16 protein-coding genes are annotated in these 23,391 nt (G+C 64.6%); 5 read left to right on the top strand and 11 right to left on the bottom strand.

The window, feature by feature from the left end; genetic code table 11:
• Positions 1-37: 37 nt before the first annotated feature.
• The 4 genes from E1B25_RS00940 to E1B25_RS00955 form a co-directional block, all read right to left on the bottom strand.
• On the bottom strand, positions 38-1,129 hold the full coding sequence (locus tag E1B25_RS00940; RefSeq protein WP_132826807.1) for a carboxynorspermidine decarboxylase: 1,092 nt from the start codon (positions 1,127-1,129) through the stop codon (positions 38-40).
• 201 nt (positions 1,130-1,330) lie between these two features.
• Positions 1,331-2,794, bottom strand: a complete 1,464-nt coding sequence (gene der / locus E1B25_RS00945; protein WP_132826808.1) for a ribosome biogenesis GTPase Der — start codon at positions 2,792-2,794, stop codon at positions 1,331-1,333.
• A 49-nt stretch (positions 2,795-2,843) separates the two neighbouring features.
• Positions 2,844-4,178: a PQQ-like beta-propeller repeat protein gene (locus E1B25_RS00950; protein WP_132826809.1), complete on the bottom strand. Its 1,335-nt coding sequence runs from the start codon at positions 4,176-4,178 to the stop codon at positions 2,844-2,846.
• Positions 4,179-4,321: 143 nt separating this feature from the next.
• Complete coding sequence (locus E1B25_RS00955; protein ID WP_132826810.1) at positions 4,322-4,996, bottom strand: tetratricopeptide repeat protein; 675 nt, start codon at positions 4,994-4,996, stop codon at positions 4,322-4,324.
• A 369-nt stretch (positions 4,997-5,365) separates the two neighbouring features.
• Here E1B25_RS00955 and E1B25_RS00960 point away from each other — a divergent pair, with 369 nt between their 5' ends.
• From E1B25_RS00960 to E1B25_RS00970, 3 genes are all read left to right on the top strand, one after another.
• The gene (locus E1B25_RS00960; RefSeq protein WP_132826811.1) at positions 5,366-6,658 is read left to right on the top strand and encodes an efflux RND transporter periplasmic adaptor subunit; all 1,293 of its coding nucleotides are present in this window, start codon (positions 5,366-5,368) and stop codon (positions 6,656-6,658) included.
• The gene (locus E1B25_RS00965; protein WP_132826812.1) at positions 6,655-10,479 is read left to right on the top strand and encodes an efflux RND transporter permease subunit; all 3,825 of its coding nucleotides are present in this window, start codon (positions 6,655-6,657) and stop codon (positions 10,477-10,479) included. Before E1B25_RS00960 ends, E1B25_RS00965 begins: the two co-directional genes overlap by 4 nt.
• Before the next feature lie 266 nt (positions 10,480-10,745).
• The gene (locus E1B25_RS00970) at positions 10,746-10,979 is read left to right on the top strand and encodes a VPEID-CTERM sorting domain-containing protein (RefSeq protein ID WP_245510575.1); all 234 of its coding nucleotides are present in this window, start codon (positions 10,746-10,748) and stop codon (positions 10,977-10,979) included.
• A gap of 34 nt (positions 10,980-11,013) precedes the next feature.
• Here the strand turns inward: E1B25_RS00970 and xrtE are convergent, their stop codons facing one another.
• The 3 genes from xrtE to E1B25_RS00985 all read right to left on the bottom strand — a co-directional run bounded on the left by xrtE (position 11,014) and on the right by E1B25_RS00985 (position 16,456).
• Complete coding sequence (gene xrtE / locus E1B25_RS00975) at positions 11,014-12,630, bottom strand: exosortase E/protease, VPEID-CTERM system (RefSeq protein WP_132826814.1); 1,617 nt, start codon at positions 12,628-12,630, stop codon at positions 11,014-11,016.
• 201 nt (positions 12,631-12,831) lie between these two features.
• Positions 12,832-14,640, bottom strand: a complete 1,809-nt coding sequence (locus tag E1B25_RS00980; RefSeq protein WP_132826815.1) for an ABCB family ABC transporter ATP-binding protein/permease — start codon at positions 14,638-14,640, stop codon at positions 12,832-12,834.
• Between the two features lie 151 nt (positions 14,641-14,791).
• Positions 14,792-16,456: a LysM peptidoglycan-binding domain-containing protein gene (locus E1B25_RS00985; RefSeq protein ID WP_132826816.1), complete on the bottom strand. Its 1,665-nt coding sequence runs from the start codon at positions 16,454-16,456 to the stop codon at positions 14,792-14,794.
• A gap of 120 nt (positions 16,457-16,576) precedes the next feature.
• On the opposite strand from E1B25_RS00985, the gene E1B25_RS00990 reads away from it, so the two are divergent.
• Positions 16,577-17,128, top strand: a complete 552-nt coding sequence (locus tag E1B25_RS00990) for an LOG family protein (RefSeq protein ID WP_132826817.1) — start codon at positions 16,577-16,579, stop codon at positions 17,126-17,128.
• On the opposite strand, the gene rarD is transcribed toward E1B25_RS00990, so the two are convergent.
• Positions 17,035-17,985: an EamA family transporter RarD gene (gene rarD / locus E1B25_RS00995; RefSeq protein WP_132826818.1), complete on the bottom strand. Its 951-nt coding sequence runs from the start codon at positions 17,983-17,985 to the stop codon at positions 17,035-17,037. The two genes, E1B25_RS00990 and rarD, sit on opposite strands and share 94 nt — an antisense overlap.
• A 234-nt stretch (positions 17,986-18,219) precedes the next feature.
• Positions 18,220-18,822 (bottom strand): superoxide dismutase, encoded by a 603-nt coding sequence (locus tag E1B25_RS01000; RefSeq protein ID WP_132826819.1) that lies wholly within the window; start codon positions 18,820-18,822, stop codon positions 18,220-18,222.
• Positions 18,823-18,947: 125 nt separating this feature from the next.
• Between E1B25_RS01000 and E1B25_RS01005 the strand changes: the two genes are divergently transcribed.
• Positions 18,948-19,712: an FkbM family methyltransferase gene (locus E1B25_RS01005; RefSeq protein WP_132826820.1), complete on the top strand. Its 765-nt coding sequence runs from the start codon at positions 18,948-18,950 to the stop codon at positions 19,710-19,712.
• A gap of 36 nt (positions 19,713-19,748) precedes the next feature.
• Here E1B25_RS01005 and E1B25_RS01010 read toward each other — a convergent pair whose 3' ends face one another.
• A complete protein-coding gene (locus E1B25_RS01010; protein ID WP_132827230.1) occupies positions 19,749-20,315 on the bottom strand; it encodes a sarcosine oxidase subunit gamma in 567 nt (188 codons plus the stop codon).
• A gap of 16 nt (positions 20,316-20,331) precedes the next feature.
• Complete coding sequence (locus E1B25_RS01015; RefSeq protein ID WP_132826821.1) at positions 20,332-23,343, bottom strand: sarcosine oxidase subunit alpha family protein; 3,012 nt, start codon at positions 23,341-23,343, stop codon at positions 20,332-20,334.
• Between the last annotated feature and the right edge of the window lie 48 nt (positions 23,344-23,391).

A 23,391-nucleotide genomic window follows, 5' to 3' on the forward strand; every position in this document is an offset into this window, starting at 1 on the left:
AAGTCTTTGGGATGGATAAACTTTCCGTGTCACGGATTCACGACAGCGCGGCCGAGAAATCCGCATAGGTGAAGTCGCGCACCAGACGGGTTGTGCCGTCGAGTTCGCGGATCGCGATGGCCGGCATCTGGACGCCGTTGAACCAGTTTTTCTTGACCATCGTATAACCGGCAGCGTCCTGAATGCTGATCCTGTCGCCGGGTTTCAGGGCGGTGGGAAAGCGGAACTCGCCAAAGATATCGCCGGCGAGACAGGATTTGCCGCAGATCATCCAGTGTTGATCGCCGCTTTCCTCCAGTTTGGCGGATTCGCGGTAGATCAGCAAATCGAGCATATGCGCCTCGATCGAACTGTCGACGATGGCGAGGTTCTTGCCGGTGTCGAAGGTGTCGAGAACCGTCACTTCAAGCGTGGTGGAATTGGTGATCGCGGCCTCGCCCGGCTCCAGATAGACTTGCACGCCGTTTTCACCAGCAAAGCGTTTGAGGCGCTCGGCGAGGCGATCAAGCGGATAGCCCTCGCCGGTGAAATGGATACCGCCGCCAAGGGAGATCCATTGCATGCGTTTGATCAGCGCGCCGAACCGGTCCTCGATCTGGGTCAGCATAGCATCAAAACGGTCGAAATCCGCGTTCTCGCAATTGTTGTGGAACATGAAGCCGCTGATCTGGTCCGCGACCTGTTCGATCCGGGCCGGGTCCTGTTCGCCAAGACGCGAGAACGGGCGCGCCGGATCGGCGAGGTCGAAATCGGAGGTCGAGACGCCTGGATTGACCCGCAGCCCCCGCACATGATCGCGGCTGACCTCTTCGAACCGGGCCAACTGACCGATCGAGTTAAAGATCACCTTGTCGGACTGGCGCAGCACCTCGTCGATTTCGTGATCGGCCCAAGCAACGGAATAGGCATGGGTTTCGCCCGGAAACTTCTCGCGCCCCAGCTTGACCTCGAACAGCGAGGACGAGGTGGTGCCGTCCATATACTCGCTCATCAAATCAAACACCGACCATGTGGCAAAACATTTCAGCGCCAGAAGGGTGCGGGCCCCGGACAGGGCGCGCAGACGGGCGATCTTTTCCAGGTTCGGCAGCAGCCGCGCCTTGTCGATCAGGTAATAGGGCGTTTGCATAGCGGGTCGCGCCTCGGGTCTTGGGGGACATCATAGCAGAAAGCGGCGACTTAGCAGCTTGGCGCAGCAAGACAACCCCGGAAGTGGCAGAAAGACGACGGCGCGACGGCCCGACCTGTCGGTCGGGCGCGCGATGACCAAAACGGTGGCAACGATTGGGGCAGAGACGGGGCCTGATACGGAGGCAGCGCCCCCGCCGCGTTATTTCTTCAGGTGCTTTTTCAGCTTGCTGGGCTGCGCCTTCTTGCGGCCCTTATAGGGGTTCTTGTCGCCCTGCCCGCGCAGGGTCAGGCGGATCGGCGTTCCCGGCATGTCGAACCCTTCGCGCAACCCGTTGACCAGATAGCGCGAATAGCTTTCGGGCATCTTGTCAGGGTGCGAGCACATCACCACGAAGCCCGGCGGCCGGGTCTTGACCTGGGTCATGTAGCGCAGCTTGATCCGCTTGCCCTGCGGCGCGGGGGGCGGGTGCTGTTCCAACATGCCGGTGAGCCAGCGGTTGAGCCGGGCAGTGGAAACACGGCGGTTCCACATGTCATAGGCGCGCAGGATGGCGTCATGCAGCCGATCAAGCCCGCGGCCCGACTTGGCGGAGACGGTGATCAGCGGCGCGCCGCGCAGCTGCGGCAGAAGGCGTTCAAACGCTTCCTTGAGATCGCGCAGCTTGTCTTGCTTGAACTCTTCCACGTCCCATTTGTTGACGGCAATGACCACGGCGCGGCCTTCACGCTCGGCCAGATCGGCGATGCGCAGATCCTGCTGTTCAAAGGGAATCGCGGCGTCCAGCAGCACGACGACCACCTCGGCGAATTTGACCGCGCGCAGCCCGTCAGAGACCGACAGCTTTTCCAGCTTTTCCTGCACCTTGGCCTTTTTGCGCATGCCGGCGGTGTCAAAGATGCGAATCGGGGTGCCGTCCCACTCCATCCGCAGCGAGATGGCATCGCGGGTGATACCCGCCTCGGGCCCGGTGAGCAGTCGCTCTTCGCCCAGGATCTTGTTGATGAGGGTCGACTTGCCAGCGTTGGGGCGGCCCACAACGGCGATCTGCAGCGGTTTGGCGAGTGTGGGAACCGGGGTGCGGGAGGCCCCGTCCTCGTCGTCGAAATCTTCGTCCTCGTCGAGATCGACTTCGGTTTCGGGGGTATCGTCCTGCCCGCGTTTGGCGAATTCATCGGCCAGCGGCATCAGTTGAGAATAGAGATCGTTCAGCCCCTCGCCATGTTCGGCGGACATGCGGATCGGTTCGCCCAAGCCAAGGCCATAGGCCTCGATCACGCCGGCATCGGCGGCGGAGCCTTCGGATTTGTTGGCGGCCAGCAGCACATGCGCGTTCCGCTTGCGCAGGATTTCGGCGAACATCTGGTCGATTGGGGTGACGCCGGTACGGGCGTCGATCATGAACAGGCAGACATCGGCCATATCCACCGCGCGTTCGGTCAGCCGCCGCATCCGGCCCTGAAGGCTGTCGTCGGTGGCATCTTCAAGCCCGGCGGTGTCGATCACGGTAAAGCGCAGATCGCCCAGCCGCGCCTCGCCTTCGCGCAAGTCACGCGTCACGCCCGGTTGGTCGTCGACCAGCGCAAGACGCTTGCCGACGAGGCGGTTGAACAGGGTGGACTTGCCGACATTGGGGCGGCCCACGATAGCGAAGGTAAAGGACATGCGTCAGGACTTTCGAAAACTCAGAAGAGCCCTTTACCCTATCTATGCGTCAACGGAAAGCGTGCAGTTCACCGGTGGCGCTGACAACGTAAAGGGTATTGCCCGCCACAACCGGCGCGGTGGTGGCCCCGCCGGGCACTTGGGCCGAGGCAGCAAGGCTGCCATCCGTGGGATCAAAGAACCGCAGGTAGCCATCGTTGGAGGCCACCACGATCCGCCCGCCGGCCAGAATCGGGCCATAGTTGGCATAGACCGCACCACGTTTCTTTGAGCTGTCTTTCAGGTAATCGGACAGGTTGACCGCCCAGACGGTGCTGCCGTCCCGGCTGTCGAGCCGCACCAGCTGGTTGCGATCGGTGACCGCAAAGACGCTGTCGCCCGCCGGTTGCACCGGCCCCAACGCGCCTTCCTGCGCGGTCCAGATTCGGTCGCCGGTATCCAGCTCATAGGCCACGGTACGGCCAGCGTGGTTGCCGGCATAGACCCGGTTGCCAACCACAACCGGGCTTCCGGTGACATCCATGATCAGCGCCTGTGCGCGGCCCTTGCGCCGTCCTGCGACCGAGGCGTACCAGCGCCGCAGCCCGCCACGACGGAAGCTGGCCATCAGGTCGCCCGAGCCGAAGGCGAAAATCGCCAGATCCGGGGTAATGGCAGGTGCCGGTGCGCCCAGAACATTGGTGATGCTGGGGGTGGCAGAGGCTTGCCAGGCGATGCGCCCGTCCTTGGTATGCACCGCCCAACCGGTATCATCCCCGGCCACCAGATAGATCAGGCCCTGATAGACCGTGGGCTGGCCCGAGCCGGTGGCGTCGAGCTGTTGTTGCCAGCGCTGCTTGCCGCTGGAGGCGTCAAGCGCGGTCAGCAACCCATAGCCCGACGAAATATAAAGCGTGCCGTCACTATAGGCCAAGCCGCCGCCCGTGGCCTGCGTGTCGTCATCCTCGGGCGGGGTAAGATCGGCGCTCCAGACGACAGCGCCGGTGCGGGAAACGGCGGAAACGCGGGCCCCGGCATCCAACGTATAGATCAGCCCATTCGCCACCACCGGATCGGCGGTGATGCGTTGCCGCAGGCTGTCGCCCGCGCCGATGGCGGTGGACCAGGCCAGATGCGGCGCGGCGCTGAGCGCCGGGTGAGAGACGCGGGTGCTGGGCGTGCCCTGCCCCTGCGCCCAACTGGCATTGCTGGTTTGCTGTGGCAGCCGGATGGCCCGGCTGACATTGCCGGAAAAATCCTCGACTGCGCGCTCACCACTGATCGGACGGATGTTCTCACGCTCGCCGGGGAGGATAATCTCCGGCTCGGAACAGCCGGCCAAGAACAGCACCGCACCGCCAAGAAGGGCGAGACCTGTGCGCGAAAGGGAAAACGCTGCGTTCATCGTAATGCTGCCTGTCGTCCTGTCCGTGTTTATTCCGGGCGGTTCCCCGCCCGTTCAGTTCCGGTGTTTATTCCGGGCAGTTCCCCACCCGTTCAGTGCCGGTTCCGCCCCTGAAATCCCGGGCGCGGCCCCTGCCCCGGTGTCTAGCCCTGCTGGCGGCCCAATGTGGCTGCGGGGGTTCCGCCAAGCGCCACGATGACTTGTCTGACGCGCTGTCGCAAGACGGCATCGGTTTCCGCATCTTGAAGGATCGCCTGCAACCGGTCGATCGCGGCACCGGTATCGCCTTCGGCGACGTCAATCAGCGCGATCTGCTCTTCGGCCAGAAGCCGCAGCGGCGCGCCGGGCTGGGCCAGCGCCTCGAACTGCATCCGGCGGTCGTCGGCGGACAGGGTGTCAGATTGCAGCACAAGCGCCTTGAAACCGGCAATCTGACGGTAAATCTCGGGCAGATCGCCGTTGCGGGTGATGTCTTGCAGATCGGCGACGGCGGCCTCGGTCTCGCCGGCATCGGCGCGGGCGGCTGCGGTCATGAAAGCCAGCAGCGCTTCGCGGCCGGGGCTGTCAACCTCGATCCCGGCCAGCGCCTCGGCCCGATCGGCGGGGGCGTCATGGTCCAGCGCCGCCAGCATCTCATCGCCCAGCGTCTGGGCCGCCGCGGTTTCCTGCGCCTTGCTGTATTCGTTATAGGCCGCGCCACCGACGACGGCGAGGATCACCACAACCGCGATCCAGCCATAGCGCCGGAATATGGCAAACAGCCGGTCGCGGCGGACCTCTTCGGTGACTTCATCGATGAAACTATCGGCGTCGCTCATGCCTTGCCCCCCGGCCCTGTTTGTGGGCCCTGTTTGTTGGGTCCCGTTCTGTGGGCCCAGTTTTATAAGCCCGGTTCTGTAGGCCCCGGCGTGTCCGGCGTGCCCGGTCTCACGCCCCTGATCTGTCCACCGCGATCCGGCGGGGCGCAACCGGAACCCTGCCCAATCGGGCGATTTGCCCCCTATTACCCCGCATGTGGCGACAAGCCAAGGGCCGGATCAGCGGCAATAGCGTCCGATCCGCGACGGTTTGGCAAAAATCCGAACTGACCTATTTGGTTTAGCCTAGACTCAGCCCGTTGGAGCCCGCAATTGTTCGCGCTTTACAGACCCACGACAGAACGGACCTGTTTTTAAAGAGAGCCCCACATGCGCCTTATCCCCTTTCTGACCGCCGTCGTGGTGTCCGCCGTGCTATATCTGGCCGTGTTTGAGCGCGACAGGCTGCTAGACTTTTCCCGTGGCGCGCCCGCTGGAGAAAGCGCGGATGCGACGGCGGGGGCAACGGGGGGCGCAACCGACACAACCGTGCCAGATAATGCGACGGACACGGCGCAGGACACTTCAGCGAAAGACGCGGCGCAGGGCGATCTGATCGGGGTCGTTGTGCTGCGCTCGCAGGCGCAGACCATCGACAGCGCGATCAAGCTGCGCGGCCAGACCCGAGCGATGCGCAAGGTGCAGGTGCGCGCCGAAACCAGCGGCGCGGTGATTTCCGAACCGCTGCGCAAAGGCGCCTTTGTGGAGCCGGGCGATGTGCTATGCAAGCTTGATCCCGGCACCCGCGCGGCCCTGCTGGCACAGGCGAAGGCGGCGCTGGCCGAGGCCCGCGCGCGCGGCCCCGAGGCCGAGGCGCGGCTGGAAGAGGCCAAGGCCGTACTGGAGGAGGCGCAGATCAACTACAATGCCGCCGAAAAGCTGAACGAGGGCGGCTATACCTCGGAAACCACGCTGTTGGCGCGCGCGGCAGGGGTGCGTGGCGCCGAGGCTGCCATTGCCTCGACACAGGCCGGTCTGGAGGCCACCCGATCAGGGGTTGAGGCGGCGCAGGCGACGGTGGCCGGGGCCGAGCGCGAGATTGAGTTGCTGACCATCACCGTGCCGTTCAAGGGGCTGCTGGAAACCGACGCCGCCGAATTGGGCAGCCTGCTGCGCCCCGGAGACCTGTGTGCCGAGGTGATCCAGCTCGATCCGTTGAAAGTGGTCGGCTATATCCCCGAAACCGAGGTCGCCCGCGCCCGGCTTGATGCGCCGGCCGGGGCGCGGCTGGCCACCGGCGAACAGGTGAGCGGGCGCGTGAGCTTTCTGAGCCGCTCGGCCGATCCGACCACCCGCACCTTCGAGGTGGAAATCACCGTGCCCAATCCCGCGCTGAGCATCCGAGACGGCCAGACCGCGGATATCGCGATCTCGGCCGAGGGGGCACAGGCGCATAAGGTGCCGCAATCGGCGCTGACGCTGAACAACGAGGGCCGGCTGGGTGTGCGGATCGTGGGTGATGGCGATATCGTCCGGTTCCTGCCCGTCAAGCTGCTGCGCGACGATATCGACGGCGTCTGGCTGGGCGGGCTGCCCGCACACGCCGACATCATCGTCGTGGGACAGGATTTCGTCACCGAGGGCGTACATGTGGCACCAAGCTATCGGGAGCCGACCCCATGACCGGCATCGTCGATTGGGCCGCCGCCCGGGCGCGGATGGTGATGGCCTTTATCGTGATTTCCATCCTTGTGGGCGGCTATGCCTATACCACCCTGCCCAAGGAGGGCGAGCCGGATATCGAGATCCCGGCGCTGTTCGTCGCGGTGCAGTTCCCCGGCATCTCGGCCGAGGATTCCGAGACGCTGCTGGTCAAGCCGATGGAAACCGAGCTGGCCGATCTGGACGGGCTGGACAAGATGACGGCCACCGCCGCCGAGGGCTATGCCGGGGTGGCGCTGGAGTTCGAATTCGGCTGGGACAAGACCGCGATCACGGCGGATGTGCGCGACGCGATGAACGCGGCGCAGGCCAATTTCCCCGACGGGGCCGAACAATATACCCTCACCGAGATCAACTTTTCCGAATTCCCCATCGTCATCGTCAACCTGACCGGGGCCGTTCCGGAACGGACAATGGCCCGCGTCGCCAAACAGTTGCAGGACGATCTTGAGGCGCTGGACCCGGTGCTGGAGGCCGGGATCGCCGGCAACCGCGACGAGATGCTGGAGGTGATCATCGATCCACTGCGGCTGGAATCCTATAACGTCACAGCCGCCGAGCTGATCAACGTGGTGCGCAACAACAACCAGTTGATCGCGGCGGGCGAGGTCGAGACCGATCAGGGCACCTTCTCGGTCAAGATCCCGGCCTCGTTTGACAGCCCGCAGGATGTCTATGCCCTGCCGGTCAAGACCAATGGCGACCGGGTGGTCACGCTGGGGGAGTTGGCGCAGATCAACTATACCTTCGAGGACCGCAAGGGCACCGCCCGGTTCAACGGCGAGAACACGGTCGCGCTGCAGGTGGTCAAGCGCAAAGGCTATAACCTGATCGACACGGTGGAACAGGTGCAACAGACGCTGGCGCGCGCGCGCGCCAAATGGCCCCCGGAATTGCAGGCGGCGGTCAAACTTGGCACCTCGAACGATCAGAGCCGGGTTGTGGGCTCGATGGTCAGCCAGTTGGAAGGCTCGGTGCTGACCGCGATCGCGCTGGTGATGATCGTGGTGCTGGCCTCGCTGGGGAGCCGCGCGGCGCTTTTGGTCGGCTTTTCGATCCCGACTTCGTTCCTGTTGTGCTTTGCCCTGCTGGCCGCACTGGAGGTGACCATCTCGAACATCGTGATGTTCGGCCTGATCCTCGCGGTGGGGATGCTGGTGGATGGCGCCATCGTGGTGGTGGAATATGCCGACAAGCGGATCCGTGACGGGGTCGGCCCGATGCATGCCTATGTCGAGGCCTCCAAGCGGATGTTCTGGCCCATCGTTTCGTCCACCGCGACCACGCTTTGCGCCTTTCTACCGATGCTGTTCTGGCCCGGTGTGTCGGGCGAGTTCATGGGCATGTTGCCGGTGACGCTGATCTTTGTGCTGTCGGCCTCGCTGGTGGTGGCACTGGTCTATCTGCCGGTGATGGGCGGGGTGACGGGGCGGATTTCGCGGCTGTTCTCGACTATCTCTGACCGGTTGCGGGCGCGGCTGCCTTGGGTGCTGCGCGCGGCGCTGGTGCCTTTGGCGCTGTATTCCATGTTCCTTGGCGCGATGCAGGTGCTGAACCCCACCTATTTGCTGCCGGATGTGATGGCGACGGGGATCCCGCCCACGTTCGGGTCGCTGCTTGGAGCGGGGCTATTCCTGTTGGCCGCCTTTGCCGCCTCGGTCACGTTGAGCGCGGCGCGGATCGAACGCCCGGCGCGACGGGTCAAGGCGCAGAACAGGCATACGCTGTTCGGCTGGGTGATCTATGCCATCGCCGGCAACCCGATCATGCCCATCGTGGCCATCGGTGCCGTGTTCGGCGCCGTTTTCTATGTCTCGTTCATCCTGTTCCCGGCCAATTCACGCGGTGTGGAATTCTTTGTCGCCTCCGAGCCCGAGCAGGCTACCGTCTATGTGCGCGCGCGCGGCAATGTCTCGCTGACCGAAACCGACGAGATGGTGCGCCAGGCAGAACAGGTGGTGATGCGCCATCCGGCGGTGATCAACGTGTTCTCTTTCGCTGGCGACGGCGGGTTGAATCAGAACACCGGTGGTGCGCAGCTTCCGCCCGATACGGTGGGACAGATCCAGTTCGAAATCATCCCGTGGGAGGATCGCCCGACCGTCACGGAAAGCTGGGGCGATGGCCGCTTTACCCGGCATGTGACAGCGCCCGATTTTAACGGCGACTATGTGTTGGCGCAGCTGACCGCCGCGCTGAACAGGTTGCCGGGGTTCGCAACCGAGGTGGTGCCGCTGGGGCGCGGCCCGGCCTCGTCCAAGCCGGTGCATCTGCGGTTGAAGGGCGATGACAAGGACCGGCTGGCCGCCACCGTCCTGCAGGCGCGCAAGGTGTTTGAACAGACGCCCGGGCTGATCAAGATCGAAGATTCGCTGCCCCTGCCCGGCATCGACTGGCAGATCGACGTCGATGTGGAAAAGGCCGGTCGCTTTGGCGCCGATGTCGCCACTGTGGGCGCGATGGTGCAACTGGTCACGCGCGGCATTCTGCTCGACACCATGCGGGTCGACAGCTCCGATGACGAGATCGAGATCCGGGTGCGCCTGCCGCGCAAGGACCGGGTTCTGAGCACGCTGGACACGCTCAAGGTGCGCACCGGCGACGGGCTGGTGCCGCTGTCCAACTTTGTCACCCGGGAACCGGTGGCGAAGCTGGCCTCGATCAGCCGGGTGAACCAGCAACGCTATTTCGACGTGAAGGCCGATGTGCAATCCGGCCTGTCCAAGATCATCCAGGACGATCCCGAGACCGGGGCGGAACAGACGCTGGCGACAGCGTACAGTCTGGAAAGACGCATCAACATTGGCGGCACGGTCATCGAAAACGCCAAGGGCGAGCGATTCATGCTGGCCGCGCTGAATGGGACACAAAGTGAGGGGCAGAGCATTGCGGCGCTGAAACAGGCGATTTCCGACGGCACCGCGCGCTTTGCCCCGATCAACGCCAACGAGCGCATTGAAACCCTGACCGCCTGGCTTGAGACCGATCCGTTCCCGGCCGATATCACCTGGGAATGGACCGGCGATCAGGAAGAACAGGCGGAAAGCCAGGCGTTCCTGTCAAAGGCCTTTCTCGCCGCGCTGGGGCTGATGTTCATCATCCTGCTGGCGCAGTTCAACAGCTTTTACAACTCGGTTCTGGTGCTGCTCGCGGTGGTGCTGTCCACCACCGGCGTGCTGATCGGCATGATGGTGATGCAACAGCCGTTTTCGATCATCATGACCGGCACCGGTATCGTCGCCCTGGCCGGGATCGTGGTGAACAACAACATCGTGTTGATCGACACATATCAGGATTATTCCCGCTATATGCCCCCGATCGAGGCGATTGTGCGCACGGCGGAATCGCGCATCCGCCCGGTGTTGCTGACCACCATCACCACCATGGCCGGGCTGACACCGATGATGTTCGGGCTGAGCCTTGATTTCATCGGCGGCGGCTATTCGATCGACAGCCCCACCGCGCTGTGGTGGAAACAGCTGGCCACGGCTGTGGTGTTCGGTCTGGGCATCGCCACCGTGCTGACGCTGGTGGTCACGCCCTCGTTTCTGGCGTTGCGGGTCTGGATTACCACCTATTCGAATTGGTCGGGTCGGATGCTGGCGCGGCTGACGTCCGGGCGATCGAGCCGGATTGCCCGCGACATGCGGCTGAACCGATCTGCTCGCAAGCTCAAAACGCGCGAGATCCAGTGGGATGACGGCAGCCCCGACAGCGCACCCAACGGCACGCCGGACTCGGCGGCCCGTCTGAAGGCGGCACGGCTGAAGGCAGCGGAGTAGCGGTCGCATTGGCCGGGGTGCGCCGAATCAGCACAGTTGCGGTGCAGCTTTGGGGGAGCGGACCGGAGCGAATCGGGCCGGTTCTGGGCGAATCGGAGCGGGATCATTTCGAGATCGCGCAACAATCCCGAAATTTCACCGCAACTGTCGCCATAAAATCGCCATATTTCAGACAATTTTAACTCAACTTTTGCGATAAACGCGCCGATATGCGATTGTGGCCCCAGTTAACACCTTGGAGGTATTGAACCATGTTTCGTCGCGCTATGACCATTGCCGCATCGGCGGCCGCGTTCGTAATTCCTGCCGTATCGGCGTCGGCCCAGAGCCGCAGTTGCAGTTGGCTGGGAAACCGGCTGGGCTGGAGCTGTGGTGGCAGCGGTGGCGGCTCACGTGTTCCCGAAATCGACGCGTCGACCGGCCTTCTGGCGCTTGCCGCCGTCTGCGCCGCGCTGGCGCTCGTCTGGGAAATCAAGCGCATCCGCAACAAGCGGGGCTGATCCGGCGGCTGCCCTCCAAGGGGCTGTGCCACGCTTAGATCAGCGACCAGTCGCCTGTCAGCAACGCCGCGGCCGCAACCGCGGCGTTTGCTGTTGCATGGGCCAGAATGGCGTCCGCCAGTCGCCCGCGCCGCAGCATCACCAGGGCAAAGACACCCCCGGCCAGACCCGCTTCGAGAATGCGGCCATGCAACAGCGCGAAGCCGAGGCTTGAGATAAGGATCGCGGCCAGTCGCATCGCCGGCCCGCCGGTATCGAGCCGGGCCAGAAGATAGCCACGAAAGAACGCCTCCTCGACCACAGGCACCAGGAGCGAGGTGCCAAGCACACGGATCACCGCCCATGCCAGAAAGGCACCCGGCGCCAGTGTTTCCAGCCCCGCCAGCGGCGCCGTTTCCCCCTGCGCGAAGGCGATCCACCCTATCCCCACCAAAAGCCCCGCCACAAGCGCCACCGGATCAAGCCGCCATGTCAGCGCCAGCAGCGGCGCACGGAACAGCCAGAGCACCCCGGCCATCAGCGCCGCCTGCACTGGAAACCCCAGCGCCGGGGTCTGCCAGAAGGCATTGACCACCAATCCCGAGAACATGAACACGATGAAGGGGACGATCCGCGCCGCCGCCCAAATTTCGCTCGGCGGGGCGCTGGTGCCGTCGCCGGTCGCCGCCCCTGCCCTGTTTCCTGACCCCGTGGTTTTGGTACCAATATCGGTGCGCTGCAACGCCGGCAGCCCCTGCACCACCGCCAACACCCCCAAGGCCAGCAGGGTGAAGAACAGCCAACCGGCAAAGCTGTGAAACCCGTTGACCGCCAGTTCCGGCGCGCCATGCGCCCCGATCAGGATCAGCACGGTGATGCGCAACAGGTTGAACAGCCAACTCACCAGCAGCGCCGCCGGCAGCACGATCAGCCAATAGCGCCCGGTGCGCAGCGTGCCGCGCATCAACAGCGCATAGATCACCATGAAACCGCCGATCAGCGCGAAGCCTTCGATGCCAGAACAGGATCCCGCCACCTCGACCTGAAAGGGTCCGGTGCCGATGGTGGGCGGGGCAAAGCCCAGCACCACGTCCTGTCCCGTCAGCGTCAGCAAGATGGCGACCCCGTAAAAGGTGGACAGCTGCAGCGCGCTGAACGCCCAGGCAAAGCCCAGCGCCTCGGCCAGATCGGGGATCAGGCTGGCCACCACCAACATCGCCAACACGGTGAAACCGCCCTGCCGCAGCCAACTGGCCCAGGCGCGCGGCCCCATCAGCCAGAACAGCCCGCCCAACACCGCCAGCGCGGCACCGCCGCCCAGCAGCCACAGAAAACCGGAGAATCCTTCGCGATGCGCCGCAGCGTCAGAGCCGAGCCAGGGCAGAAAGATCAGTGCCAGACCCAGCCCATGCAGAAGCGCCCACGGCGCCCCGCCCCCGCGGTCCGTCACCCGCGCCATCAGTGCCCGGCGCAGATCGGCGCGCAGCCCCAGAACAAGGGCCAGCCCCGCGATCACGCAGACCCCGCGCAACGCCATGTTGCGCAGGCCGCGGCAGGCGACTTCCAGCCCGGTCTGGCGGCATTCGAAATCGGCCATGACCTGAAACACGACGATGACCGCGATCACCTCCACCGCGACGAGCACCAACGCCCAGATCATCCTGTTCTTCATGGTTCTGCCTGCCCGGTTTCTGATGCTCCGCCCGAAATCTCACACGGAGTCTCACACGAAATCTAACACTGGGTTTCACCATGCCAAGCGGACCGAAACATGGCGACACTCTGGTGATTTCGGGCAACCGCCCTGATTGCGCACCACATCGACGGGGGGGCATCCGGGCGGCCCCAAACCGCGGGGCCGCCGAAGCTCGGGTCAGGCGGCATCGGTGTCCGACTGCTGTCGCCGCCAAAGGGTGGCATAGCGACCGTGCCGGGCCAGCAGATCGTCATGGGTGCCCTGCTCGACGATCTCCCCCTTGTCGAGCACCACGATGCGGTCGGCCTCGGAAATGGTCGAGAGCCGGTGCGCGATGGTGATCACCGTGCGCCCCTGTCCGGCCCGCGCCAAGGCGTCCTGGATCTCCTGTTCGGTCTGGGTGTCGAGCGCGCTTGTCGCCTCGTCCAGCAACAGGATCGGCGGGTTCTTCAACAGGGTGCGGGCAATGCCGACGCGCTGTTTCTCGCCGCCCGACAGCTTTAGCCCGCGCTCGCCCACCTTGGTCTCGTACCCTTCGGGAAGGGTGACGATAAAGTCGTGGATCTGCGCGGCACGCGCGGCCTCCTCGATCTCGTCCTGGGTGGCGCCGTCGCGGCCATAGGCGATGTTATAGCGGATGGTGTCGTTGAACAGCACCGTGTCCTGAGGCACCACGCCGATGGCATTGTGCAGGCTGGTCTGGGTGACGTCGCGCAGATCCTGCCCGTCGATCTTCAGCGCGCCGCCGGTCACATCATAGAACCGGAACAACAGCCGCCCGATGGTGGATTTACCCGATCCGGTCGCCCCGACGATGGCCACGGTCTGACCGGCGGGCACCTCAAGGCTGACGCCCTTGAGGATCTGGCGGTTGGGATCATAGGCAAAGCGCACATCGTCCAGTTCGATCCGCCCGCCGGTGATCTTGAGATCGGCCGCACCGGGCTTGTCGCAAACCTCTTGCGGCTGTTCCAGCAGATCGAACATCTCTCCCATATCGACCAGCGACTGGCGGATTTCACGATAGACGGTGCCGAGAAAGTTCAGCGGAATGGTGATCTGGATCATATAGGCGTTGACCATGACGAAATCGCCCACCGTCAGCGTGCCGTTCTGCACCCCGAGCGCGGCCAGCACCATCACCCCGATCAGCCCCGCCGTGATCAGCAGGGACTGGCCGAAATTCAGGAACGACAGTGAATAGGCGGTCTTGAGCGCCGCCTGTTCATAGTCGCGCATCGACACGTCATAGCGGGCCGCCTCGCGCTCTTCCGCGCCGAAATACTTGACGGTTTCATAGTTCAGCAGGCTGTCGATCGCCTTTTGGTTGGCGTCGGTGTCGGATTGGTTCATCTCGCGGCGCAGCTGCACCCGCCATTCGGTGACGGTGAAGGTGAACCAGACATACAGCCCGATCGTCACCGCCACGATCAGCAGATAGCGGGCATCGAACAGCACGGTCAGGATGATGGCCACCAGCGACAGCTCAAGGATCAGCGGCCCGACGCTGAACAGCATGAAGCGCAGCAGGAATTCCACGCCCTTGACCCCACGCTCGATGATGCGCGACAGGCCGCCGGTCTTGCGCGAGATGTGATAGCGCAGCGACAGGCGGTGGATATGGGCAAAGGTCTCAAGCGCCAGCCGCCGCAACGCCCGTTGTGCCACCGGGGCAAACAGCGCATCGCGCAGCTGTTGGAAACCCACCGACATCAAGCGGGCCATGCCATAGGCCACGGTCAGACCCACGGCCCCCAAGGCCAGCATCGGCACGCCCTCGGCGGCCAGCGCGTCGACCGCGCCCTTGTACAGGACCGGCGTATAGACCGCGATCAGCTTGGACAGCACCAACATGGTCATGGCCAGCACAACCCGGCGTTTGACCCAAGGGGTCTCACTCGGCCACAGATAGGGGGCCACCTTGCGAATGGTACGCCAGCCCGAGGCGCGCGAACTGCGGACGGGGGTATCGGGGGTATGGGTCATCGGGTTTTCCTTGCCTGCGTTCCACATATGGCGCGCCGAGGGAAATGGCCAGAGGGGGTCCGGCGCGAAGCGCCCCGGACGCCGCGTTCACGTCCTCTGCTCCACCCCAAGCGGCGCTTGGCGTGCCAAGCCTGCGCCGCTTGGGGGGCGCCTATCGGGGAATGTTGAACACCTGTCCGGGATAGATCAGGTCGGGGTCACGGATGCGGTCTCGGTTGGCCTCGAACACCCGCACATACAACAGCCCCTCGCCATAGCGATCACGCGAGATCGCCCAAAGCGTATCGCCCTTTTGCACCGTCACGGCCCGGATCGCGGGGGCCCCGTTGGTGGCGCTCGTATCTGGCGCGGGCAGGCGCAGCGCCTCGGGCGGTTCGCGCTTGAACGGGGTTTCCAACCGGCTGACCACCTCGCCCGCCGCATTCACCTCGTCAAGGCGCAGGATATAGACGCCGGGTTCAACATCTTTGAGCTGACCTTTCCAGCGCCCGTCATCCCCGGCGGCAAGATCCGCGACCACCTCGTTGTCGAGATAGACCCGCACCACCGAAAGCACCCCGGCACGCCCCGACAGCAGCACATCGCCCGCTTCGGTATAGCTGATGGTGTCGAGCGCGATCTGGTCCATCACCTCGGGCTCCGGCGCGGTGGCGGACTGGATCAATTCGACCCCGTCGGCCCCGGCGCGCAACACCGTGACCTGGGTCGCTTGTGGCGCGGGCACCGGGGATACGGCGGCGGGGGTGCTGGTAGCCGAAATCGCCGCCTGCGCTGCGGGGGCGGTTGGCGCGGCGGGGTCAGACCCCGCGCCCGTTGCCGGAGCCTGAACCGTGGATGTGGTCGTAGTAGTGGTCGGGACCGTGGCGGTTGCCGTGACCATTGGTTGCGGTGCCGCTGTGGTTTCGCTGGTTTCCCCGGCCATCGGGTCAGCCCCGGCGGCCCCCGACTCGGCGGGCGCTGTCGCCGCAGCCGTCTGTTCGGCGGTGGGGATCTTTGCCTCTCCGGCACGGGTCGCCTGTTCAGGTTCAGGCTCGGCAACCGCGTTCGCGGCAGCGCCTGCGACGTCGGCACCGGTTTGCACGACAGGGGTCTCGACCTGACGCGCGGTCGCGGCAGTTTCAGCCGCTTGAGCGACCTGCGGTTCCGGCGCTGGTGCGGATTTCGGTTCCGTTGAGGACCTTGTTTCTGACGCTGTTACTGCCCCTGTATCTGACGCGGGGGGTTCCGCCCCGGCGGTCAATTCGGCACGCGGCATCGGCGCAAGGATGATCTGATCCTGCGACAGAACGCTTTGCCCATCAAACTCGGCGCGCAGCATCATCACACGCGGCGAGTCGCTGGGCGGGAGCGTCAGGAAACTGACGAATGCACCATCGCCTGCAACGGTGAACCTGTCGAGTTCGCCCTCGTCGAGCAGCACGATGACGGTGCTTTCCGGTGCGGCCTTGCCAGCGATCACGGTGGTGCCGTCCGGTTCGACCCGCACCAGATCAAAGCTGGGCGCGGCAAGCGGCACCGTGGTGGACGCGGGGTCAGAGGCATCGGCCGTCTCGGAAGCGGCCTTGTCGGCCAACTGTTCGGCACTCGGCTCGGCGCTCGGCTCAGTACTCGGCTTTGCGACCTCGGGGGTCGACTCTGGCACAGGGGCAGGAGCGATCGCGATTTCAGGCTGTGGCGCGGGATCCGGCGTGGGGCTCACCGTCGGGCCAACCTGTCCGGAGAAATAAATCCAACCGCCGATCACCGCCACCACGGCCCCGGCCAAGCCCCCCCAGACCCAGCCAGAAAACCCGTCACTTCCCGATGCAGTTGCCATCGCTGTCTTTCCCCCATCCGCGAACCTGTCGTTCACGCAGTTGAGCCAACCTATCAATCCGGCTATCAGGGGTCAAAACACGTAACTTACCCCATTTACAAGAGTATGAGAGGCGCACCAATGTCCACCAAATCCGTTTGTGTCTATTGTGGCTCACGCGCGGGCGCCCTGCCCGCCTATGCCACAGCCGCCCGCGATCTGGGCACCGCGCTGGCCGATCAGGGCTGGCGGCTGGTTTATGGCGCCGGCGATATTGGCCTGATGGGCGAGGTCGCGCGCGCCGCACAGGCCGGGGGCGCCGACACCTTCGGCGTGATCCCCGAGCATCTGGTGGCCTGGGAAGTGGGCAAGGTCGACCTGACGCGCTATATCGTGACCCAGACCATGCATGAGCGCAAAAAGGTGATGTTCATGAACGCCGATGCGGTGGTGGTGCTGCCGGGCGGGGCGGGATCGCTTGACGAGCTGTTCGAGGTGCTGACATGGCGCCAGCTTGGCCTGCATGACATGCCGATCGTGATCCTCAACGCCGAAGGCTACTGGACGCCGCTGCGCGCGCTGATCGAGCACGTGATCGATCAGGGCTTTGCCGATGCCTCGCTGGCCGAGTACCTGACATGGGTCGACACGCCGGTGGCCGCCATGGACGCCCTGCGCGAGGCCCTGTCCTGACGCAACGACGAGACCGAGAACAGCGCCAGCGCGCACCAGATCATGCCAAAGGCGATCTGGTGCCAGAAGGTGAACGGCTCGCCAAACACCAGCACGGCGCATAGAAACTGCAACGTCGGGTTCAGGTATTGCAGCACCCCCACCGTCGCCATCGGTACCCGCCGCGCCGCAAAGCTGAACAGGATCAACGGCAGGGCGGTCAGCGGGCCCGACAGGATCAATAACGCGCTGTCCCAGAGTTCGCGCCCGAAGGCCCCCTGCCCGCTGCCATGCTGAATCACCAGCATGGTGATACCAATCGGCAGAAAGAACAGGATCTCGATCGTGACCGAGACCATCGGCCCCACCGGCAGATATTTCTTGACCGCGCCATATAATCCAAAGGTCGTGGCCAACAGCAGCGATATCCACGGCGCCACGCCCAGCCCCCAGGTCAACCCCATCACCGCCAGCGCCGCCAGCCCGACCGCCAGCCATTGCGCCCGCGCCAGCCGCTCGCCAAAGCCGAACCGACCGACCAGCACCGCTACCAGCGGAAAGATGTAATAGCCCAGCGATGCCTCGGTCGTATGCCCGATCTGCACCGACAGGATATAAAAGAACCAGTTGATCGAGATCATCGCAGAGGCCAGCGCAAACAGCGCGACCCGGCGTCCGTCGCCCAGCGCCGCGCGCAGATCCCCCAGACGGCCACGCAGCGCCAGAATGACGGCGAACAACACGAAGGACCACAGGGTGCGATGCGCCAGCACCTCCAGCGGCGGAACATGGGAGAGCAGCTTGTAAAACAGCGGCGACAATCCCCAGACCGTACAGGCCCCGATCATCGCCAGAATACCCTTTTGCATCTCGCTCATGCTGCCCGCCTTTGTTCAGATCGCGCCGGATCGTCTCTGCACGGAGGCTTTGACTGCGGGCAAGTCAGCCCAGCGACTGCCCCTTTGATCGGCCCGGGTAAACTGGCGGACGGACGGGCGACACGCAAGAACAGACCCATGATCAGAGCGGATGAAAAAGAAACGCCCGACCAATTGGCCGGGCGCGATGCTTGGGCGGAGGCGGGGCGGCTAAAGCCCTGCCTCCCGGTCTGCTCACTTCATGCGCGAGGCGACGTTTTCCCAGTTCACAAGGTTGTTCAGGAAGTTGTCGAGGTAGGCCGGACGCTTGTTGCGGAAGTCGATGTAATAGGAATGTTCCCACACATCGCAGCCCAGCAGCGCGGTCTGGCCAAAGCACAGCGGGTTGACGCCGTTCTCGGTCTTGGTCACGGCAAGCGCGCCATCGGCGTTCTGCACCAGCCAAGCCCAGCCCGAGCCGAACTGACCGGCACCGGCGGCGGCAAACTGCGACTTGAACTCATCGACCGACCCGAAGGATTCGGTCAGGGCCTTTTCCAATGCACCCGGCATGGCGATGCCGCCCGGGCCCATCATTTCCCAGAACTGGCTGTGGTTCCAGTGCTGCGAGGCGTTGTTGAAGATGCCGTTCTGGGCAACCGCGCCGGACTGATAGGTGCCCTTGATGACATCTTCCAGCGACTTGCTTTCCCACTCGGTCCCGGCAATCAGCTTGTTGCCGTTGTCGACATAGGCCTTGTGGTGCAAGTCGTGGTGATATTCCAGCGTTTCCGCCGACATGCCCTTGGATGCCAGCGCGTCATGTGCATAAGGAAGATCGGGTAGTTCAAAAGCCATTTTGGACCCCTGCTGATTGAGTTACGTTTCCCCATTGTACATGCGTCCCTGTCGCAGGCAGGTCAAGGGCCATGAGGGCAAAAGCCCCCGCCGGGGACGCGGGCAAACAAAAGGAAAACAGGCAAATGCTGACGCGACTACGCAAGGCGATCTATCGGGCGCGCGGGCACTATGCCGGGTCGCTGGGCGGTGTGGCGTTCCGGCTCGACCCCTATCACAGCAAGTTCTGGCGCCGCGCCGGGGCGGGCGCATGGGAGCCGGAAACCTTTGCCACGCTCGACAGCTATCTGGGGCCAGAGCAGGATTATATCGACATCGGGGCCTGGATCGGGCCCACGGTGCTTTATGCCGCGACAAGGGCGCGTCACGTCTGGGCGTTCGAGCCCGACGCCACCGCGTTCCGTCATCTGGCCTGGAACATCGAACTGAACGGTCTGCGCAATATCAGCGCCCTGCCCGTCGCCCTGTCAGATCACACCGGCATCGCCCGGATGGCCAGTTTCGGCGGCGAGCCGGGCGACAGCATGACCAGCCTGCTGAACGCCGAGGCAGCCGGCGGCAGTGACGTGGTGACGCTGGATTGGGCCGCCTTTGTCGCAAGCGCGGATCTGTCCGCCGTTTCGCTGGTCAAGATGGATGTGGAGGGGGCGGAGTTCGCCCTGTTGCCCGCCCTGCTGCCGTGGCTCAAGGCGCAGCGCCCGGCGCTCTACCTCTCGACCCATGCTCCCTATCTGGCAGCAGAGGAGCGGGCAGCACGGATGGCTGATCTGGCCGAGGGGCTGTCCTTCTATGCCAATTGCCAAGACGAAAGCGGCGCGCCTGTGACGGCGGCGGAGTTCACCACGCAATCCGCGCAAGAGCGGTTCCGGACCTTTCTGTTCACCGGTTAAGGCGTCAGGAAACGCCGAGCCCTGCCCGCCAAGGCGTCAATAGACGCCAACCGATGCCCCCGGCCTTGCTGCGTCTTTCAGCAGGTCAAAGGCATAGGCGGCGACCGAGCGGAAACAGATTACGCGAAAGCTCTGGTCCGGCTCCATCCAGAACGCGGCGGCGATCTGGGCCATGCGGGTGCGCCGGATCATGCCCGGGGTAAAGGCCTCGGGCGAAAGATCCACCGGGCACAGCTTTCCCAATACCTCGCGCGCACCGAGGCCGGACACGGAAAACAGCGCGCGGGCGTCCGAGACGTTGACCGCCAACGCAGGGGCATCGCCCAGCGCGGCGTTCACCTTGTCCAACACCGCCCCGACCTCGCCGTAAGGGCAGAGCAACAACAGCTCGTCCGGCGACATCCAAAGCGCCATGCCACTTTTGCCCTGCGTTCCCTGACGCAAAGCGGGCAGTTTCGCGCCGGTGGCGGCGGTGACGGCGGCCTTGACCGGCTTGGAGGCGAGATCGCCGCGCAGGGTGATCATGCCCTGCAGCCCGGCCTCTTCGATGTGGGCCAGCCCGTCAAAGCGGGCACCGGGCAGTGCGCTGATGGGGGCGCTGATGGGCGCGTTCATGGGTTCAGGCATTCTGCTTCTCCCCGTCCTTGTCGTAAAAGACCGGATCGACGATCTTGGCCTTGTGGATCTTGCCGTCGGTGCCGGGAAACTCCAGCATCTCGCCCATGCGGTCCGGCCCGTGCAGCACCAGCCCCATGGCGATGCCCCGGCCCAGCGTCGGCGAATGATAGGTCGAGGTGACCCGGCCTTGGGTGTTGCGCTGGCCATTGGCATTCACCCCTTCGGCCACCGCATAGGCCCCATCGGGCAGCACGCCGCCGTCCTCGGTTTCCAGCCCCACCAGCTTCCAGCGGGTCGGGTCACTCATGTGGCTGCGCGCCTGCGCCCGTTTGCCAAGGTAATCCTCTTTCTTCTTCGAGATCGCCCAGTTCAGCCCCAGATCCTGCGGGATCACGGTGCCGTCGGTCTCGTCCCCGATCATGATGAACCCTTTTTCGGCGCGCATGATGTGCAGCGCCTCGGTGCCATAGGGCATCACCCCGAACGCCGCGCCCGCCTGCATCAACCGGTCCCAAAGCGCGCGGCCCTCACCCGCGCGCACGGCGATTTCATAGCTGAGTTCGCCCGAGAACGAGATCCGATAGATCCGCGCCGCAATGCCGCCCAGCGTACCATCGGCCCAGGTCATGAACGGCAGCGCCTCTTTGCTCACGTCCATGCCGCCCAGCGCTTCCAGCACCTGCCGCGCCTTGGGGCCGACCACGGCGATCTGCGCGAACTGCTCGGTCACATTGGCGGTATAGACCTTCCAGTCCCACCATTCGGTTTGCAGCCATTCTTCCATATGGGCATGGATATGCTCGGCCCCGCCGGTGGTGGTGTGGCACAGGAAGGTCTGCTCGTCGATCCGCGCCACCACGCCATCGTCGATCAGAAAGCCGTTTTCCGAACACATCAGCCCATAGCGGCATTTGCCCGGTTTCAGCGTGCTCATCATATTGGTGTAAAGCATGTCGAGGAAACGGCCCGCGTCCGGCCCCTTGACGATGATCTTGCCCAACGTGGAGGCATCAAGCAGCCCAACGGCTTGCCGGGTGTTGGTCACCTCGCGCATCACCGCGTCATGGGTGGTTTCGCCCGGCTGCGGATAGGCATAGGGGCGACGCCACTGGCCGACCGGCTCCCACTCAGCGCCATGGGTTTCGTGCCAGTCCTGCATCGGGGTGCGGCGCAGCGGCTGAAACAGCGCGTCGCGGGCATCGCCCGCCATCGCCCCGAAGGAGATCGGCGTATAGGGCGGGCGGAAGGTGGTGGTGCCAACCGTCGGAATCGCCGCATCCAAAGCCCCGGCAAGGGTGGCGAGCCCGTTGATATTGCTCAGCTTGCCCTGATCCGTCGCCATGCCCAACGTGGTATAGCGCTTGGTATGTTCGACGCTTTCATACCCCTCGCGCGCGGCGAGTTGCACGTCAGAGACCTTCACGTCGTTCTGGTAATCCAGCCAAGCCTTCATCCGCAGCTCGATCCCGGCATTGCGCGGCATCAGCCAGACCGGGGCAAGCGGCGATTCCTCAGCCGTGCTGCCCTGCGGTGCCGTGCTGCGTTTCACCTTGAACCCGACCGCCTTGGCGGCGGATTTGCCCGAGGCATCGGCATCGACAAGCGCCGCATCCAGCGCCAACGCGCCATTGGCCGCGCCCGCGGCAAGGACAAAGGGCTGCCCGTCGGCCCCGGTGGGCGCGCGCGCCGCGTCCGGGCGGAACATCGCCCCGGCCTCGTCCCATGTCAGCTTGCCGCCGCAATGGGACCACAGATGCACCACGGGAGACCAGCCGCCCGACATGGCGAGTGCGTCGCAGGCGATCTCTTCCAGTGCGTTGCCCTGCCCCTCTTGCGCGCAGATCGCGACCTTGGTCACACGCTTGCCGCCCGAAACCTTGGCGATGGCGCGCCCGCAATCAATGCGGATGCCCAGCGCCCGTGCCTCTTCCATCAGCGCGCCACCGCCAGCACTGCGCGCGTCCAGCACCCGCAGCACGGTAATGCCGGCCTGTTTCAACGCGATGGCTGTGCGATAGGCGTCGTCGTTATTGGTGACGACCACGACCTTCTGCCCCGGCGCAACCCCGAAATTGACCACATAGTCGCGCATCGCCGAAGCCAGCATCACGCCGGGCACATCATTGCCGGCAAAGGACAGCGGCCTTTCGATCGCGCCGGTGGCGGTGATCACCTGTTTGGCGCGGATCCGCCACAGCCGATGGCGCGGCCCCTCGCCCCCCGGCGCATGGTCGCTCAACCGCTCGTAGCCCAGCACATAACCGTGGTCATAGACCCCCGCGCCCATGCAGCGCGCGCGCAGGGTGACGTTGGGCATGGATTTCAGCGCCGCGAGGGTCTGCGCGATCCAGTCCTCGGGCGACATCCCATCGATCTCGCCGCCATCAACCGGGGCACGACCACCCCAATGGGCGCCCTGTTCGACCAGCAGCACCTTGGCACCGCTCTCGGCGGCGGATTTCGCAGCCGCCAACCCGGCCACACCACCGCCGATCACCACCACGTCGGCGAAGAAATAGAAATGCTCATAGCTGTCGGCGTCGCGTTCTTTCGGCGCCTTCCCGAGTCCGGCGGACTGGCGGATGAACGGCTCGTAAATGTGTTTCCAGAACGGGCGGGGATGGATGAAGGTCTTGTAATAGAACCCCGCCGGAAGGAAGCGGGCAAAGGCGCTGTTCACCGCGCCGACGTCAAACTCCAGACTGGGCCAGTGGTTCTGGCTGTCGGCGCTCAACCCGTCAAACAACTCGGTCGTGGTGGCGCGCTGGTTCGGCTCGAACCGCGCCCCCTGCCCCAGCCCGACCAGCGCGTTCGGCTCTTCCGCGCCGCTTGCCACAATGCCGCGCGGGCGGTGATATTTGAACGAGCGCCCGACCAGCATCTGATCGTTGGCCAGCAGCGCCGAGGCCAGCGTGTCACCGGCAAAGCCGGTCAGGGACTTGCCGTTAAAGGTGAACCGGACGGGACGGGCGCGGTCGATCAGGCGACCCCCTGTGGCGACGCGTGTGCTCATGCCGAGACCCTTTCGCACGGGGCGACGGGCGCCCTATGAGTATTTGCA

The organism is Antarcticimicrobium sediminis (assembly GCF_004348975.1).
GTDB classification, from domain to species: domain Bacteria; phylum Pseudomonadota; class Alphaproteobacteria; order Rhodobacterales; family Rhodobacteraceae; genus Antarcticimicrobium; species Antarcticimicrobium sediminis.